The organism is Bradyrhizobium sp. CSA207, from assembly GCF_029051685.1.
Classification (GTDB): domain Bacteria; phylum Pseudomonadota; class Alphaproteobacteria; order Rhizobiales; family Xanthobacteraceae; genus Bradyrhizobium.
This window is the reverse complement of the sequence record NZ_JAACFT010000003.1, coordinates 202,519-218,724: the sequence shown is the minus strand read 5'-3', so window position 1 is coordinate 218,724 and position 16,206 is coordinate 202,519. Positions and strand designations below refer to the sequence as shown.

General features: G+C 64.1%; 13 protein-coding genes and 1 pseudogene. 5 read left to right on the top strand and 9 right to left on the bottom strand.

Features of this window, described 5'->3' with window-relative positions; translation table 11 throughout:
• Positions 1 to 32 precede the first annotated feature (32 nt).
• Complete coding sequence (locus tag GWG65_RS04400) at positions 33 to 1,415, bottom strand: CmpA/NrtA family ABC transporter substrate-binding protein (protein ID WP_275194184.1); 1,383 nt, start codon at positions 1,413 to 1,415, stop codon at positions 33 to 35.
• A 159-nt stretch (positions 1,416 to 1,574) separates the two neighbouring features.
• On the opposite strand from GWG65_RS04400, the gene GWG65_RS04395 reads away from it, so the two are divergent.
• Positions 1,575 to 3,509: a sigma 54-interacting transcriptional regulator gene (locus tag GWG65_RS04395; RefSeq protein ID WP_275194183.1), complete on the top strand. Its 1,935-nt coding sequence runs from the start codon at positions 1,575 to 1,577 to the stop codon at positions 3,507 to 3,509.
• A 222-nt stretch (positions 3,510 to 3,731) separates the two neighbouring features.
• Here GWG65_RS04395 and GWG65_RS04390 read toward each other — a convergent pair whose 3' ends face one another.
• The 3 genes from GWG65_RS04390 to GWG65_RS04380 are packed head-to-tail and all read right to left on the bottom strand — an operon-like array spanning position 3,732 to position 6,355.
• A complete protein-coding gene (locus tag GWG65_RS04390) occupies positions 3,732 to 4,610 on the bottom strand; it encodes a sulfurtransferase (RefSeq protein WP_275194182.1) in 879 nt (292 codons plus the stop codon).
• 53 nt (positions 4,611 to 4,663) lie between these two features.
• Positions 4,664 to 5,776, bottom strand: a complete 1,113-nt coding sequence (locus tag GWG65_RS04385) for an acyl-CoA dehydrogenase family protein (RefSeq protein ID WP_275194180.1) — start codon at positions 5,774 to 5,776, stop codon at positions 4,664 to 4,666.
• A 36-nt stretch (positions 5,777 to 5,812) separates the two neighbouring features.
• Positions 5,813 to 6,355, bottom strand: coding sequence for an OsmC family protein (locus GWG65_RS04380; protein WP_275194179.1), 543 nt, complete (start codon positions 6,353 to 6,355; stop codon positions 5,813 to 5,815).
• A 246-nt stretch (positions 6,356 to 6,601) separates the two neighbouring features.
• Here GWG65_RS04380 and GWG65_RS04375 point away from each other — a divergent pair, with 246 nt between their 5' ends.
• Entirely contained in the window at positions 6,602 to 7,270 is a 669-nt protein-coding gene (locus GWG65_RS04375) for a TetR/AcrR family transcriptional regulator (RefSeq protein ID WP_275194177.1), read from the top strand.
• Positions 7,271 to 7,360: 90 nt separating this feature from the next.
• Here GWG65_RS04375 and GWG65_RS04370 read toward each other — a convergent pair whose 3' ends face one another.
• A complete protein-coding gene (locus GWG65_RS04370; protein WP_275194176.1) occupies positions 7,361 to 7,546 on the bottom strand; it encodes a hypothetical protein in 186 nt (61 codons plus the stop codon).
• Between GWG65_RS04370 and GWG65_RS04365 the strand changes: the two genes are divergently transcribed.
• Positions 7,545 to 7,694 carry a hypothetical protein gene (locus tag GWG65_RS04365; protein WP_275194175.1) on the top strand — a complete coding sequence of 50 codons (150 nt, stop codon included), beginning with the start codon at positions 7,545 to 7,547 and terminating at the stop codon, positions 7,692 to 7,694. The two genes, GWG65_RS04370 and GWG65_RS04365, sit on opposite strands and share 2 nt — an antisense overlap.
• A gap of 6 nt (positions 7,695 to 7,700) precedes the next feature.
• On the opposite strand, the gene GWG65_RS04360 is transcribed toward GWG65_RS04365, so the two are convergent.
• Entirely contained in the window at positions 7,701 to 8,144 is a 444-nt protein-coding gene (locus GWG65_RS04360) for a DoxX family protein (RefSeq protein WP_275194172.1), read from the bottom strand.
• Between the two features lie 518 nt (positions 8,145 to 8,662).
• Here GWG65_RS04360 and GWG65_RS04355 point away from each other — a divergent pair.
• A pseudogene (locus tag GWG65_RS04355) lies at positions 8,663 to 8,845 on the top strand (hypothetical protein); the annotation flags it as partial.
• A gap of 413 nt (positions 8,846 to 9,258) precedes the next feature.
• Here GWG65_RS04355 and GWG65_RS04350 read toward each other — a convergent pair.
• Complete coding sequence (locus tag GWG65_RS04350; RefSeq protein ID WP_275194170.1) at positions 9,259 to 10,464, bottom strand: TrmJ/YjtD family RNA methyltransferase; 1,206 nt, start codon at positions 10,462 to 10,464, stop codon at positions 9,259 to 9,261.
• Between the two features lie 335 nt (positions 10,465 to 10,799).
• Between GWG65_RS04350 and GWG65_RS04345 the strand changes: the two genes are divergently transcribed.
• Positions 10,800 to 12,014 carry an NADP-dependent isocitrate dehydrogenase gene (locus GWG65_RS04345; RefSeq protein ID WP_275194168.1) on the top strand — a complete coding sequence of 405 codons (1,215 nt, stop codon included), beginning with the start codon at positions 10,800 to 10,802 and terminating at the stop codon, positions 12,012 to 12,014.
• Positions 12,015 to 12,156: 142 nt separating this feature from the next.
• Here GWG65_RS04345 and GWG65_RS04340 read toward each other — a convergent pair whose 3' ends face one another.
• Positions 12,157 to 13,383: a cyclic nucleotide-gated ion channel gene (locus GWG65_RS04340; protein WP_275194165.1), complete on the bottom strand. Its 1,227-nt coding sequence runs from the start codon at positions 13,381 to 13,383 to the stop codon at positions 12,157 to 12,159.
• A gap of 4 nt (positions 13,384 to 13,387) precedes the next feature.
• A complete protein-coding gene (gene alaS / locus GWG65_RS04335; RefSeq protein WP_275194164.1) occupies positions 13,388 to 16,096 on the bottom strand; it encodes an alanine--tRNA ligase in 2,709 nt (902 codons plus the stop codon).
• Positions 16,097 to 16,206: the final 110 nt, after the last annotated feature.

Genomic DNA, 16,206 nt, shown 5'->3' with positions numbered 1-16,206 from the left:
ACCTCGCCACGGTGTTGGGTGAGTGGTGTCTCTCACGACGCCTTCCTGATCTTGAAGCTCGCCAAATAATCCTCCGGCTTGCCCGGATCGAAGGTCTTGCCCATTACCGCGAACGACTTGTAGGCGTCGGTGGGCGGCGACAGGCCCATCTCGGTCATCAGCTTCCTGGTGTCGGTCGCCAGATACACCTGCTCGGCGACCGCCTTGTAATCGACATCGCCCTTGATCTGGCCCCAGCGCTTCATCTGCGTCAGCATCCACACCGCAAAAGACTGCCAGGGGAACGGATCGAAATCGACGCGCTTGGCATCCGTCTTCACGCCGCCGAGGCCGTCGGCGTAGGTGCCGGTCAAGACCTGCTCCAGCACCGTCACCGGCGCGTTGATGTAATTGGCCGGCGCGATTGCCTCGGCGATCTGCTTGCGGTTCTCCGCTTTCGATGCATACGCGGTCGCATCCACGATGGCCCGCGTCAGCGCAGCAAAACTGTTCGGCGCGGTGGTGATGAATTCGCGGCTGGCGGCAAAGCTGCAGCAGGGATGGCCGTCCCAGATCTCCTTCGACAGCAGATGCATGAAGCCGACGCCGTCATAGATCGCGCGCTGACAGATGTTGTCGGGCGCGAGGAAGCCGTCGATGTTGTCGGCGCGCAGGTTCGCGACCATTTCCGGCGGCGGCACCGAGCGCAGCTGCACGTCGGTATCGGGATCGAGCCCGTGCTCCGCGAGATAGTAGCGCAGCAGGTAATTGTGCATGGAGTAGTCGAAGGGGATCGCAAATTTCATCCCCTTCCAGTCCTTCGGATCGCGCTTGTCCTTGTGCTTCGTCGCCAGCACGATGCCCTGCCCATTGATGTTCTCGATCGCGGGCACCGCAAATGGAATGGCATTGGCACCGAGGCCGAGCGAGATCGCGAGCGGCATCGGCGCCAGCATGTGGGCGGCGTCGTATTCCTTGTTGATAGTCTTGTCACGGATCACCGCCCAGCCGGCGGTCTTGACCACCTCGACGTTGAGGCCATGTTTTGAATAGAACCCAAGTGGCGCGGCCATGATGATCGGCGTCGCACAGGTGATCGGGATAAAGCCGACCTTGAGGTCCTTCTTCTCCGGCGTGCCGGTTGCCGCGAACACCTCGGTCGCAGTCTTGAGCGGGAAGAACTGCGACAGCGCGGCAAGTGCGGTCGATGCACCAACCGACTTCAGGAAGGCGCGACGCGCGGCATCCTGCGGAAACATCGCGCGCATGACCGCGGAGGCGACGACGCCCTCGTAACGCTTCTCCTCGCTCTCGACGGGATCACAGCGCAGCGCCGGCGAGGCCTGCTCATGTTCGGCAGCTGAGCGATGGCGGCCGCATTCGCAGCCGCCACGGAGGTTACGGTCGGGATCAAACGGATTGTCGAAGGTGGACATCGGATCTCCTGCGCGACTTTGCAGCAAGCATTACGCAAGGAGCATGCCACCGCCTCCCGGCCGGCCAGCGCCTTGATGACACAGCACTTTCGGCAGCGCTTGGCTGCTACGAAAACTCGTGATAAACGAAAATTCGTAGTTCAATTACGAGATTTCGCAATGGCAACGACGCCAATGCCTGCCCACGACGATGTGGCCCCCGGGCTCGATCCGCGCGTCGCGGCGTTCGAATCCTCGGTCGAAGCAACGCTGCTGATCGATCCCTATGGCGACCAGATCGTGGATGCCAATCCGGCTGCCTGCGCCCTGCTCGGCTATGACCGCGCCCTGCTGCGGCAGACCAAGGCCAGCACGCTTCACGCCGGCCAGCTTCCCGCCCTCACCGTGTTCACCCAGGCTGTGCTGCACAAGGGCGCCTACTGGTCCACGGCGCTCAACCCGCGCCATGCCACCGGTCAAAATCTCCGGCTCGAATATGCCGGCTGCCTCCTGCCCCATGACGGCCGCACACTGGTGCTGCTCACGCTGACCGATCTCGAAGCCCGCCGCCGCCGCAACGTCGATGCCGCGGCCGAAGACCACATGCGCGGCGGCATTGCGACCTGGCAGCGTGTCGAGCGAGTGTTTCAGGACATCGAGCGTGAGAACCAGCTCATCCTGCGCGCGGCCGGCGAAGGCATCTACGGCGTAAATGCAGAAGGCAAGACCACCTTCGTGAACCCGGCCGCCGAGCGGATGCTCGGCTGGACTGCCGAGGAACTGGTGGGCAAGGAAATTCACCCGATCGTGCATCACACCCATCACGATGGCAGCCACTATCACGACCACGATTGCCCGATCTACGCGGCCTTCCGCGACGGCGCCGTTCATCAGGTCGACGGCGAGGTATTTTGGCGCAAGGACGGCTCGCCGGCCTGGGTCGAATACACCTCGACCCCGATCCGCGACCGCGGCATGGTTGTTGGTGCGGTGGTGGTGTTTCGCGATGTCAGCCAGCGGCGCGAGGCCGACGAGAAGCTGCACGCGGCTCTCGCCGAGGTCGATCGCCTGCGCGAGCGGCTCGAGCTGGAGAACGCCTATCTCCAGGAGGAAATCCGCATCGAGACCAATCCACGCGGCATCATCGGTAGAAGCGAGGCGATCCAGAAGACGCTGCGCCAGGTCAAGCTCGTGGCGCCGACCACCGCAGCCGTGATGATCACCGGCGAATCCGGCACCGGCAAGGAGCTGATTGCGCGCGCCATCCATGACGCTTCGGGCCGCAGCGACCGGCCGCTGATCCGCGTCAATTGCGCCGCGATCCCGCGCGAGCTGTTCGAGAGTGAGTTCTTCGGCCACGTTCGCGGCGCCTTCACGGGCGCAATGCGCGACCGCATCGGCCGGTTCGAGCTTGCCGATGGCGGCACGCTGTTTCTCGACGAGGTCGGCGAAATCCCGCTGGAGTTGCAGGGCAAGCTGCTGCGGGTGTTGCAGGAAGGCAATTTCGAGCGGGTCGGGCAGGAACGCACCCGCACGGTCGACGTCCGCGTGATCGCCGCGACCAATCGCAATCTCAAGCAGGAGGTGCAGCGCGGACGGTTTCGCGAGGACCTCTATTTCCGCCTCAACGTATTCCCGATCGAGTCGGTGCCCTTGCGCGAACGGCGCGAGGACATTCCGCTGCTGGCCCAACACTTCCTGACCCGCGAGAGTAAGGCTCTCAAATCCAACCTGCGCCTGTCCGAGGGCGACGCCCGGCGGCTCACCCGCTACGACTGGCCCGGCAACGTTCGCGAATTGCAGAACGTGATCGAGCGCGCCGCGATCCTGTCGCAGAGCGGTCGCCTGCGGGTCGACCTGCCGGATTCGTCCGGAGCCCAGATCGCACCCGGAGCTGCGCGCCAGAGGGCCGATGCGCGCCCGGCGGTCATGACCGCGCCCGAGATGCGCGACCACGAGCGCGCCAACATCCTGGCGGCGCTCGAGGCCTGCTCAGGGAAAGTCTTTGGCCCCGGCGGCGCAGCGGAAATTCTTGATCTCAAGCCGACAACGCTGGCATCGCGGATCAAAGCGCTTGGGATTGCGCCCCGCACCCGCGCGGGCTCGAGCGGCTAGAGAGTGGTGAGACTGGAAACGGTCGATGCGTCGAGGTTCACCTCTCCCCAGCGGGGAGAGGTCGGATTGCGTCTGGCGATGCGAAGCGTCGTCCAGCGCAATCGGGGGGAGGGGCCGCAGCAATCACTGGGGCCGTAACCCCTCACCCGGATCGCATCTTGCGATGCGATCCGACCTCTCCCTACGGGAGAGGTGGACCGGGTCTGGCGGCCTGGGGCGCTGTCACGCCGCCTTGGTGGTGACCTCCGTCGCAATCGGCAAGCCCTGCTCGATCGGCAGCGACGGATCGCGCGACCACTCGTTCCAGGAGCCGAAGTACATCCGCACGTCCTTCACGCCGGCGTTCTTGAGCGCGAGGAAGGTGTTCGAGGCGCGTGCGCCCTTGAAGCAGTAGAGATAGACCGGCGTGGTCGTCGAGATGCCGACAGTGGCGCACTCTGCCAGGATCTCGTCCTTGGATTTGAAGCGCGGGCCTTCGGCGGTCGGCTTCATCATGCGATACCATTCCAGCCACACGGCACCGGGGATGCGGCCCTTGCGCGGGCAGAAATCCTTACCGTACGGAGACGAGCTGTCGCCGATCCACTCATCGACGTCGCGCACGTCGAGGATGGCGATGCCGGGCTTGCCGAGGGCGCCTAACATGGTCTTTGCGTCGATCAGGATCTCGCCCGCCTCGGGCACGATCGAGAACGAGGCTTTCGCCGGCGCCGGCACATCTTTCGTGACCGGCAGGCCAGCTGCGGCCCAGGCATCAAAACCGCCATGCAGCACCTTGATCTTGGGGTAGCCGAGCATGGTGAGCAGATAGTAGCCGCGGCAGGACTGGCCGAACCCCGAGTTCATCGACTGCTCATACACCACAGCCGTCTCCTTGCCGGAGAGGCCTGCGGCACCGAAGGCGTCGGCGAACTTGGTCTTCAGCTCGCTCATTCCTTCCGGCGTCGACGTCGCGAGAAAGGTGAAAATCTCATGCACGTTTACGGCGTTGGGCAGGTGCCCGGCGCCGTAGGCGTCGGGGTTGCGGGTGTCGATGACGACACACGGCTCGGTCTTCAAGAGATCGGCAAGTTCGCTGGCAGAGATCAGAACGTCCGTCATTGGCAGCCTCTCCGTTGAGGTTAAGTGGTCTTCGGGGGTGGACTCGGGTAGACTCAGGCGTCGGCGAGCATCTTGCGCAACTGCTTGGTGGCGGGCGTGACGATCGCGACGAAATAGGCCTCGCGCAGGCGCCGCTGCGCGCGGTGGCTCTTCAGATAACCGCGCGCGCCACAATGGAGCATCGCTGCATGCGCCGCCGCGACGCTGGCTTCGCCCGCGCGCAAACGCAGCGCGATCACCTTGCGCCAATAGGTGTCCTCTTCATTGTAGGGATCGCGCGCCAGCGCCATGGTTTCGGCCTCGAGCTCGGCGGCGAGATCGCGGAAATTCACTGGCTGCTGCGGCAAATAGCGGTTGATGTGGCCGAGCGGACGATCGACCTCGTCCATGATGTTAATGCAGTCCCGGATCAGGCCGAGCGCCATGCCGGCCTGGAGCAGGATGAAGCCGGCCCGAATCTTCTTCACGAAGGGCGCCGCCGGATCGGCCAGGATCAGATCGTCCGGCACGAAGGCGTCGCGAAACTGCACGCCGTACGTGCCGGTGCCGTCCATCGCAAGGAACGGCTTACAAGGCGCGAGGGTGATCGCGGGATCGGCGCAGTCGGCAAGGAACATGACGGTGCCCGGCTCGTCCTCGCGCTCGAAGATGGTACCGAAATAATGATCGGGGCCGAGATTGGAGACCCAGGGCAGCGCGCCGCGCACGACGTAGCCGCCCTCGACCTTGCGTCCCTTCAGCTTGAGCTTCTCGATCCCGAAGAAGCTTTTCATCGGATTGGACAGCCCGGTGCCGCCGAGCAGCCGGCCCGTCGAAAAGCCGTCGCCGAAGCGCTTTGCCAGCTTCATATTGGTCGAATTGGCGGCGTACCAGACCAGGGTGTTCTGGCACCACGCCATGAAGGCGGTGGCGCCGCAGACCTCGCCGATCGCCGCCATCGCCTGGATCGCGCAGCGCAAGTCCGCGGGCCCTTCATGCGGCACGTGACTGCCCCAGGCGCCGACCTCGCCGAAGCGGCGCAGCAGCTCGGCCGGATAGACCGAGCCGTCGTCGACGCCGGCGGCGAGCGGCGCAAGCTGCTCCCGCGCGATCCGCGCCACTTCTCCCGCAATGGACGGTGCGGGCTGATCCAAAGCTTCGACCCGCGATAAAGCTAGTGTCCCCATGATCGTCTCCCGCACCTTTTCCACTGCCGCCGCGCGCTAGATGCCGACCTCAAGATTGACCGGACGGGTGAAGGTGTTGGCGACCGGCGACCATTTCTTCACGTGGGTGACCAGCGCATTGATCTCGTCCGGCGAGACGCCCTCGCATTCCATGTCGACCCTGACGCGCACGTCGGTGAAGCCGACCGGCTTGTCGGAGACGTCGCCGGTGCCCCAAACCGCGGTGATGTTGAGGTCGCCTTCGAGCTCAAGCTCGAGCTTGTTGACGATCCAGCCGCGGTGCACGGCATTAGCGTGCAGGCCGACCGCGAGGCAGGAGCCGAGCGCGGCGAGCGAAGCCTCCGACGGATTCGGCGCGGTGTCATCGCCGAGCAGGCCCGGCGGCTCGTCGACGATGTAGGGCGGCAGGTTGCGGATATAGTTGGCGTGGCGGAATTTTCCTTCCGCGACCGTCTTGCACTTCAAGGTCTTGATGACCTTCGGATTGGCCTTGCCGCTAGCGATCAGTTGCTCGAGCCCGCCTCTGTCGATCGGCGCAAGGCAGCCTGTCAGCACCGTTTTTTGAACGACCGCAGTCATCAGTTTTCTCCCTAGGAATCAGAAAGTCGATAGGATACCGAACGGTCTGTTTCCTTGCATGGAGCGTGCCAGACCGGTGCAAAATCAAAATGCGAAGCATTGGAGCCGCTTAGCGATCGCTGCCTGCGTATTGATCAGGGGCTTCCTGCTCAAAGGCGATGCAGATGCGCTTTGCCATGCGAATCTTTTCAGCTCGGAACAGATGCGGCTTGCTGATGCGGCGCGGCTGCGATTAAGTTGCAGCCCATGGCCAAATCGTCACTGAACAAGATGTCATCGAAGAAGAAATCGAATTCGCCGCACACAGGCGTGGGCGACGACGAATCCGCGCGCGGGCGTCTGCTGAGCGCGGCGACGCATCTGTTCTGCAAAAACGGAATCAACGCCACCGGCATCGATGCGATCATCGAGGAGGCCGGCACCGCGAAAACCACGCTTTACAAATTGTTCGGCTCCAAGACCAATCTCGTCAACGCGGTTCTGGAGAGCGAAGGCAAGCAGTGGCGCGAATGGTTCATCGGCGCCATGGAAGCAGGCGGCGGCGATGCACAGGCCAAGCTCACGCGCATCTTCCCCGCGCTGAAGAGCTGGTTCGCCGAGGAGCGCTTCTACGGCTGCCCCTTCATCAATGCGGTCGGCGAGCACGACAAGGACCAGAAGCTGTTCCGCAACATCGCGATGAAGCACAAGAAGATCGTGCTCGGCCACATCGAAAAGCTCGCCGGCGAGCTCGGCTCGGCCGAGCCCGCCGTGCTCGCGCACCAACTCGGCCTGTTGATCGACGGCGCCATCGTCGCGGCGATGATCTCGCGCGATCCCGGCGTGGCCGATACGGCCGCGCTCGCGGCAGGCCCCCTGCTCAGCCAGTCGAAGGCAAAGAAGAAGCGTAGCGCAGACCAGCTTGAGGCGGTGTGAGTCCTTAGCAGGTGGTTGGTTAGCGAAGCATAACCCACGCTTCTCTCGCCTCTTGTCACGCCTCCTGGCCCAGAGCTGGCGTGACCGACATCACTCTTCGCGGTCGTCGGCGCGGTCTGCTTCCGTGGACGCAAGGCTGCCGGCAGCCAGCAAGCCGTTCCCAAAGCCTATTCCGAGTGTTTTCGGCGCGCCACCACTTTGAAGACGACTTGCGGTGTCGGCGCCATTGAGCAACACTTGCCGCATTTCAGAGAAGATATTTTTGAGAGGCGTCATGCCTGAGATACTGGAATTGGTGCTGTGGTGTGCCGCGCTCGCGACGTGGCTGATGCTTCTCTTCGCCTTCGTCGGCAATGCTTTGAAGCCGCTCGCAAAGAGCATCCGCCGAGCGATCGGGGACGCGTTCAAGCTCAAGGTGAAGTGATGCCCGCTATGAGGTCCGATCGAAACTGAAACGGCCTGGCCCGGTGACGAAGATCAACATCGCGCCTCCCATGATCGAGATATTCTTTAAAAAATTGTTGTATTGACCCATCTGCTGCGCACCGGCGGGATATTCCCAGTAACGATGTGCAACAATCGTTGCCGCCAATACGAACACGAACGTCAGGACGGCGCAGTAGCGCGTACCGACGCCCAATATCAAACCAACGGATATCAGTGCTTCCACTGCGAGATTCACGATAGTGAACAGCTCAGGTGCTGGAAGGTTCAGGGACCTCAAATAGCCCACCGAGCCGCTGAAGTTGGCTAGCGCTGCGTACGCGCTCCCGACGAATACCCAGGCAAGTAGAATACGGCCAATCAAGATCAGTACGTCAGCTCTCCTCGTGGCGAACTCGTCGACTGCCGGCGACTGAAGATAGGATTTCACTGCTAGCCCCCCTTGTTGTCCAGGACCGGCTGAACACTTCCTCTGCCGAGAGCCAGCCTATCATGATTGGCGGATCACACGAAGCGCTGTCACCGTCTCTCTGGCGCGAGCAAAAGAAGCCTGCTTCGTCAGAATTGGGGCCCATCTGAAATGGAGCTTCGCAGCTCGACAGGACGAGCCGCCACTGTCCCTCTTAAGGTCAGTGGACGTGACGTATCTTGTGCGCTGAGTGGAGCACGAGCACGCGCCCAAAGCGTGCCCCTGCGAAGTACTCGATCCTTCGGCGATCATCCCTTCAAGCCGATCCAGCTCCGCCGCGATATCTCGCTCCAGCGGGTACGCGTGCACTCATTGTGTGGGACGTCCGCTTCTGACGGCTGAACCAGACTTATGAAGGCTTCGGCATTTCGCATCTCGAGCCCGGAGCTGACATTGCCGCGGACGATAAATTTACTATTTGGACGGGCTGATTTCGCTGGTCATTTCGCCAGCCGGCGAACTCCAAAACCTCTTCTCGGACTAGCCGCGACGGCCGCAAGCGCACCGCCGAAGCCGCGCTCCACGATGAAGCCGGGAAGCTGCTGGCCGCGGCCCGAACAACATGGATTGCGGTGGAGCGCGAGGTGCAGCTCGGACGCACTTCGAAGGGTGGATTAGCGGAGCGTAATCCACCTCTTCAATTTCCCCGGCCACAGAAGTAGTAGGTTACGCCATGCGGACCGCGCTTCGCGCAGCGTCGTAGGGTAGACAAAGGCGCGTAGCGCCGTGCCCACCAACTCTGTTTCACCTCGTTGATCGACGCGCTTCGCTTTGCCCACCTACGAGATCTATAAATTTACTATTTGGACCGGCTGATTTCGCTCGCAAAGCTATCGCATATGATAGCGGGAGGCCGCCGGACGCGCTCGGCCTGCATGGTTCGAGACGCCCGCTTTGGCGGGCTCCTCACCATGAGGGGGCAGATCTCTCGCCGCAGAACGCGACCTCATCCTGAGGGCCGGCCGTAGGCGGGCGTCTCGAAGGATTGGCCGCGGGCAAGCTTCCAGCCACGTTCTTGTTCATATGCGGTAGTCCTGCCTCCCGAGGGTAGAGCGGACACGCCCTAAGCTACCCGCTACGAAGCACCCGATCCTTCGGCGATCATCCTCTCAAGCCGCGCCAGTTCGGCCGCCAGATCCCGCTCCACGTCCGCAGCCCGCATCTCGATCACCCGATAGTCGCGTGCCTCGAGCCAGCTGCGCCGCGCCGCGCGGTCAGCGGCAATCGTCTCGCCCTCGCCCGGATTGACCAGCTCGATCGCGATCCGGTGCGGGAATGAGACGAAGTCCGGGATGTGCCGCCCCACAGGGGTCTGGCGCTTGAACCCACCTGCGAAGCGGCGGTCGCGGGTCAGGGCCTGCCACAGCAGGCGCTCGGCATCAGTCGGGTTGCGGCGGAGCAGGCGCGCGAGCCCGCGCACCGTGCTGCCGCTGTCGGGTGCCCCACCCTGCCCGTGCTCGGCCAGAAGCGCGCGCAGCCGCGTCGCCTGCTCGCCATCGAGCACGCCGCCCTTGGCAGGGCCTTTGCGTCCCTCCGCGATCGCCATCACCACGCCGTGCAGGGTGTGCATGTCCTGCTTGGTCGGGTCCATGCGGGTAAAGATGTTGCGCAGGTTGACCAGCATGGTGTCGCGCTTCTCGGCCGGGCGCAGAAACTCGACCTTGTCGAGCTCGCGGATCAGGTTCTCGAAGAAGGCCTGGATCTGGTGCTGCGAGGCGCGCTCGGATCGCTCGGGCATGCTGTGCGGCAGCGCGCCCGACGTCGCGCGCTTGAACCATTCGTAGCCGACCAGCAGCACGGCCTGGGCGAGGTTCAGCGAGGCAAAACCCGGATTGACCGGAAAGGTGACGATGCGGTTGGCGAGGCCGACCTCCTCATTGGTCAGGCCCCAGCGCTCCCGGCCGAACAGGATGCCGGCCTTGCCCCCGGTCGCGATGTGCCCCGCCATCTCGGTCGCGGCCGCCTCCGGCCCGACCACCGGCTTGGCCTGGTCATGTGCGCGCGCACTGGTGGCGAACAAGAGGTCGAGATCGGCGACCGCCTGCTCGACCGTGTCGAACAATTCGACTCGCTCCAGGATGTGGTCGGCGCCTGCCGCCGCACGCTGGGCGGCGATGTTGGGCCAGCCGTCGCGCGGGTTGACGATGCGCAAGGAGCTCAGGGCAAAGTTGCCCATGGCGCGCGCGGCCATGCCGATATTTTCGCCGAGCTGCGGCTCGACCAGGATCACGATGGGACCATCGAGGGCGAGGCCCGCCTTGCTCTTGTCAGTCCCAGACATCTTGCTTTGCTTTCACGCTTTCTCTCAAGGCCTTGGAGCGGCCGCCTCAGGTTTTGATTCAAGCCAGCCACCGGCCGGCCGTCCCGCGCGCCTGTCGTTTGCCTGTCCTGACAAAATTCTCAAGGGAAATAACGGGTTGGATTCGACTTTTGAATCTCTCCTGAAACCTCAGCCGACCCCAACCGAGCGGCGGGCGGCCGCTGCCCATCTGCGGAAGCTGGATGAGCTAAAACTGCATAATCCCTTGGCTTTCGCCCGCCGCGTCCCGGTGCTAAGAGGCGGCGGATATTCCCGTGGCGCGCCAATAGCGCCGTTCCCAAGAGGCTTCCCCGATCATGGCAAAAATCAAGGTGACCAACCCCGTCGTCGAGCTCGATGGCGACGAGATGACCCGGATCATCTGGCAGTACATCAAGGACAAGCTGATCAACCCGTTCCTCGATGTCGAGCTGATGTATTTCGACCTGGGGATGGAGCACCGCGACCAGACCAACGATCAGGTCACCATCGACGCCGCCGAAGCCATCAAGAAGGTCGGCGTCGGCGTCAAGTGCGCCACCATTACCCCGGATGAGGCCCGGGTGAAGGAGTTTGGCCTCAAGCAGATGTGGAAGTCGCCGAACGGCACCATCCGCAACATCCTCGGCGGCTGCATCTTCCGCGAGCCGATCATCTGCAAGAACGTGCCGCGCCTGGTTCCCGGCTGGAGCAAGCCGATCATCATCGGCCGTCATGCCTATGGCGACCAATACCGTGCCACGGACATCAAGTTCCCGGGCAAGGGCACGCTGTCGATGAAGTTCGTCGGCGAGGACGGCACCGTGATCGAGAAGGAAGTGTTCAAGGCGCCCGGCGCCGGCGTCGCCATGGAGATGTACAATCTCGACGACTCCATCATCGACTTCGCCCGCGCCTCGCTCAATTACGGCCTGCTGCGCAACTACCCGGTCTACCTCTCGACCAAGAACACCATCCTGAAAGTCTATGACGGCCGCTTCAAGGACATCTTCCAGGACATCTACGACCGCGAGTTCAAGACCGAATTCGAGGCCAAGGGCCTGACCTACGAGCACCGCCTGATCGACGACATGGTGGCCTCGGCGCTGAAATGGTCCGGCGGCTACGTCTGGGCCTGCAAGAACTACGACGGCGACGTGCAGTCCGACACGGTTGCGCAGGGCTACGGCTCGCTCGGCCTGATGACCTCGGTCCTCCTCACCCCCGACGGCAAGACGGTGGAAGCCGAAGCCGCCCACGGCACGGTGACCCGCCACTACCGCGAGCACCAGAAAGGCAAGGAGACCTCGACCAACTCGATCGCGTCGATCTTCGCCTGGACCCGTGGCCTCGCCCACCGCGCCAAGCTCGACAACAATCCGCAGCTCGCCAAGTTCGCGGACACGCTGGAGAAGGTCTGTGTCGACACGGTGGAAGAGGGCTACATGACCAAGGACCTCGCGCTCCTTGTCGGCGCCGACCAGCGCTGGCTGTCGACCACCGGCTTCCTCGACAAGGTCGCCGAGAACCTCGGCAAGGCGCTGGCGGCGTAAGCTGGCTCTCTCGCCACCGTCATTGCGAGCCAACGGGTCCGCGCGTAGCGCGGCCCGATGACAGGCTCCGCGAAGCAATCCAGAATCCCTCCGCGGGTAAAGTCTGGATTGCTTCGTCGCAAGGGCTCCTCGCAATGACCGCTCAGCGGTCGGTGCCCTCGCGCTCTCCTTGCGCCAATTCTGCCGCCGCAAGATCGCCGCTCTCCTCCAGCCGCGCCTTGGCCGTCTTGTGGACGTGGGCGGCCAGTGTTGGCATGCGCGCGATCAGGGCGTGAAAATCCTGGGCGTCGAGCACCAGCAGCCGGGTCTTGCGCGTCGCGGTCACCGTGCCGCTGCGCTTGGTCTTGTGCAGCAGCGCGATCTCGCCGAAGAACGTGCCGTCGGCAAGCTTCACATGTTGGCTGGGCAGCGCGATCTCGACCTCGCCGGCGGTGATGAAATACATCGATGAGGCGGCATCGCCACGACGCACCAAGATTTCGCCCTGCTCAATGGTGCGGGCCCGGAGCAGCCGCATGATGTCGGCGATCTCGGACGCCGACAGATGCGAGAATAGTGGCACGCGGGCCAGCATGCCCCAGGTGACGACGAAATCGCGCCGCTTCAGCTCTTCGGCAAAGGCGGTGGAGATGATCGCGACCGGCAGCGCGATCATGGCAAAGCCGCTGATGATGGCGAATGTCGAGACGAGCTTGCCGAGCGCCGTCACCGGCACGACGTCGCCATAGCCGACGGTGCCGAGCGTCACGATCGCCCACCACATCGCCTGCGGAATGGTGCCGAGCTTGTCCGGCTGCACGTCGCGCTCGATGGCGTAGAGCAGCGAGGCGAAGGTCAGCACCGCCCCGATCAGGATGACGATGCAGCCGATCAGCGCCCGCCGCTCGGCATGAACGGCCGCAAGCAGCGAGCGCATCGCCGGCGAATAGCGGATCAGCTTGAAGAACGGCAGCACGCCAAGCGCGGCCAGCGTTGCGTGCCTTCCCGACGCCAGCACGATTCCTGCGGGCAGGAACGCCAGCAGGTCGATGATGCCGAGCGCGGAGAAGGCGTAGGACAGCCGGTCGGCGAGCGCCGAGCCCTTGCGCGGCGTGTGGCCCGCCACCGTCCAGAGCCGCGCGAGATATTCCAGCGCGAATACGATCACGGCCAGGATGGCGATTCCTGCGAACAGCGTGCCGAACTGCGCGTCCAGTTCCGACACCGAGGCGAGGATCATCGCGACGACGTCGAGCACGATGACGCCGATGATCAGCTGGATGAAGCGCGACCCGGCCGAGTAGGCCAAGGGATCGTGCTCCAGTAATTCGTAGATGCGATCCCTTAAGTTGGGATCGGCTGAGCCACGTCCTCGGGGAACGAGGCGCACGGTCTCACGCGCCTGCCGATTTTTGTTCAGACATGTTTTGTCCAGACATGGCTTTTTCGATCGCCGTGAGCGCCGCAGCGGCGTTGGCGCCGTCGGGGCCGCCGGCCTGTGCCATGTCGGGCCGGCCGCCGCCGCCCTTGCCGCCGAGCGCTTCGGAGGCAACGCGCACCAGGTTCACGGCGTTGAAGCGCGCGGTGAGGTCCGCGGTGACGCCGACCACCACGCCGGCCTTGCCGTCCTCGGTGACGCCGACGATGGCGACCACGCCGGAGCCGATCTGCTTCTTGCCGTCGTCGGCGAGGCTCTTGAGATCCTTCATCTCGATGCCCTCGACCGCGCGCGCCATCAGCTTGACGTTGCCGATCTCGCGCACGCCGGTGGCCGCGCCGTTGCCGCTCGATGCGCCGCCGCCCATCGCGAGCTTCTTGCGGGCATCGGACAACTCGCGCTCGAGCTTCTTGCGCTCCTCCATCAGCGCGGCAATGCGCGCCGGCACGTCGTCGATCGAGGTGCGCAGCTCGTTTGCCGCGGTCTTCGCCAGCGCCATGGTCTCGTTGGCATGCCTGCGCGCATAATTGCCGGTCAGCGCCTCGATGCGGCGCACTCCGGAGGCGACCGCACTCTCGCCGGTCAGCGTGATCAGGCCGATGTCGCCGGTGCGCCTGACATGGGTGCCGCCGCAGAGCTCGACCGACCAGCCGAGCGCATTGGCGCCGCGCTCGCGCGCGGTCCGGCCCATCGAGACCACGCGGACCTCGTCGCCATATTTCTCGCCGAACAGCGCGCGGGCACCGGCCTCGCGGGCCTCGTCCACGCCCATGACGCGGGTCGTGACCTCGTCGTTCTCCAGCACCACGTTGTTGGCGATGTCCTCGACGCGGGCGAGTTCGTCCGGCGTGATCGGCTTCGGATGCACGAAGTCGAAGCGCAGCCGGTCGGGCGCGACCAGCGAGCCGCGCTGGGCAATGTGGTCGCCGAGCACCTGGCGCAGCGCCTCGTGGATGAGATGGGTCGCCGAGTGATGGGCGCGGATCGACGAGCGCCGCCCATGATCCACCTCGAGCTGCAGCGCGGTGCCAAGCTTTACTTCGCCGCTCTCCACCTTGCCGACGTGTACGAAGAGATCGCCGACCTTCTTCTGGGTGTCGGTGACGCGGAACTTGATTCCGCCCTCCCCTAGCAGCACGCCGGTATCGCCGACCTGGCCGCCCGACTCCGCGTAAAACGGCGTCTGGTTCAGCAGGAGGGCGCCGGTCTCGCCGGCCTTGAGGCTGCCCGTTTCCTTACCGTCCTTCACCAGCGCGTAGACAACGCCTTCGGCGCTCTCGGTCTCGTAGCCCAGGAATTCGGTGGCGCCGAGCTTTTCGCGCAGCGGGAACCAGATCGCTTCGGAAGCCGCTTCGCCCGAGCCCTTCCAGGACTCGCGCGCCTTGGCCTTTTGACGGTCCATCGCGTCGGTGAAGGCGGCCTGGTCGACGCCGATGCCGCGCGACTTCAGCGCGTCCTGCGTCAGGTCCAGCGGGAAGCCGTAGGTATCGTAGAGCGTGAAGGCGACGTCGCCGTCGAACATGTCGCCCTTCTTCAGGGACGCGCTCTTCTCGTCGAGAATGGCAAGGCCGCGGACCAGCGTCTTGCGGAAGCGGGTCTCTTCCAGCCGCAGCGTTTCCTCGATCAGGTTTTCCGCGCGCACCAGCTCCGGATAGGCCTGGCCCATCTCGCGCACCAGCGCCCAGACCAGCCGATGCATCAGCGGGTCTTTCGCACCCAGCAGCTGCGCATGGCGCATCGCACGGCGCATGATCCGGCGCAGCACGTAGCCGCGGCCTTCATTCGAGGGCAGCACGCCGTCTGAGACGAGGAAGGCGGAGGAGCGCAGATGATCGGCGATGACGCGGAACGAGGCGACGGTCTGCACGTTCGGTCCGGTCCCAAGCGCGGACGCGGTCGCATCGATCAGGTGACGGAACAGATCGGTCTCGAACACGCTGTCGACGCCCTGCATGATGCAGGCCATGCGCTCCAGCCCCATGCCGGTGTCGATCGAGGGGCGCGGCAGCGGCACGCGCTCCTCCTTCGTCACCTGCTCATATTGCATGAACACCAGGTTCCAGAATTCGAGGAAGCGGTCGCCGTCCTCCTCCGGACTGCCCGGAGGGCCGCCCCAAATGTGCTCGCCGCGATCGATGAAGATCTCCGAGCACGGCCCGCACGGACCGGTGTCGCCCATCGCCCAGAAATTGTCCGAGGTCGGGATGCGGATGATGCGGTCGTCGGAGAAGCCGGCGATCTTCTTCCACAGGCCGGCCGCCTCGTCGTCGGTGTGATAGACGGTGACGAGCAGCTTGTCTTTCTTGAGCCCGAATTCCCCGGTGATCAGCTTCCAGGCAAGCTCGATCGCACGCTCCTTGAAGTAGTCGCCGAACGAGAAATTGCCGAGCATCTCGAAGAAGGTGAGATGGCGCGCGGTGTAGCCGACATTGTCGAGGTCGTTGTGCTTGCCGCCGGCGCGCACGCATTTCTGCGAGGTGGTGGCGCGCTGATAGGGCCGCTTCTCCACGCCGGTGAAGACGTTCTTGAACTGCACCATGCCGGCATTGGTGAACATCAACGTCGGGTCGTTGCGCGGCACCAATGGCGAGGACGACACGATCTCGTGGCCGTTCTCGGCAAAGAAGTTCAGAAAGGTCGACCTGATCTCGTTGACGCCGCTCATGTTCATCCAATCGGGTGTGCTTGGGTCCGCGACACGCCCTCCAAACCGAAAGATTAGGCTGATATCTGCGGACAGAAGCGCTTTTAGACAAGGCCAGCTTCGCTGTCCAG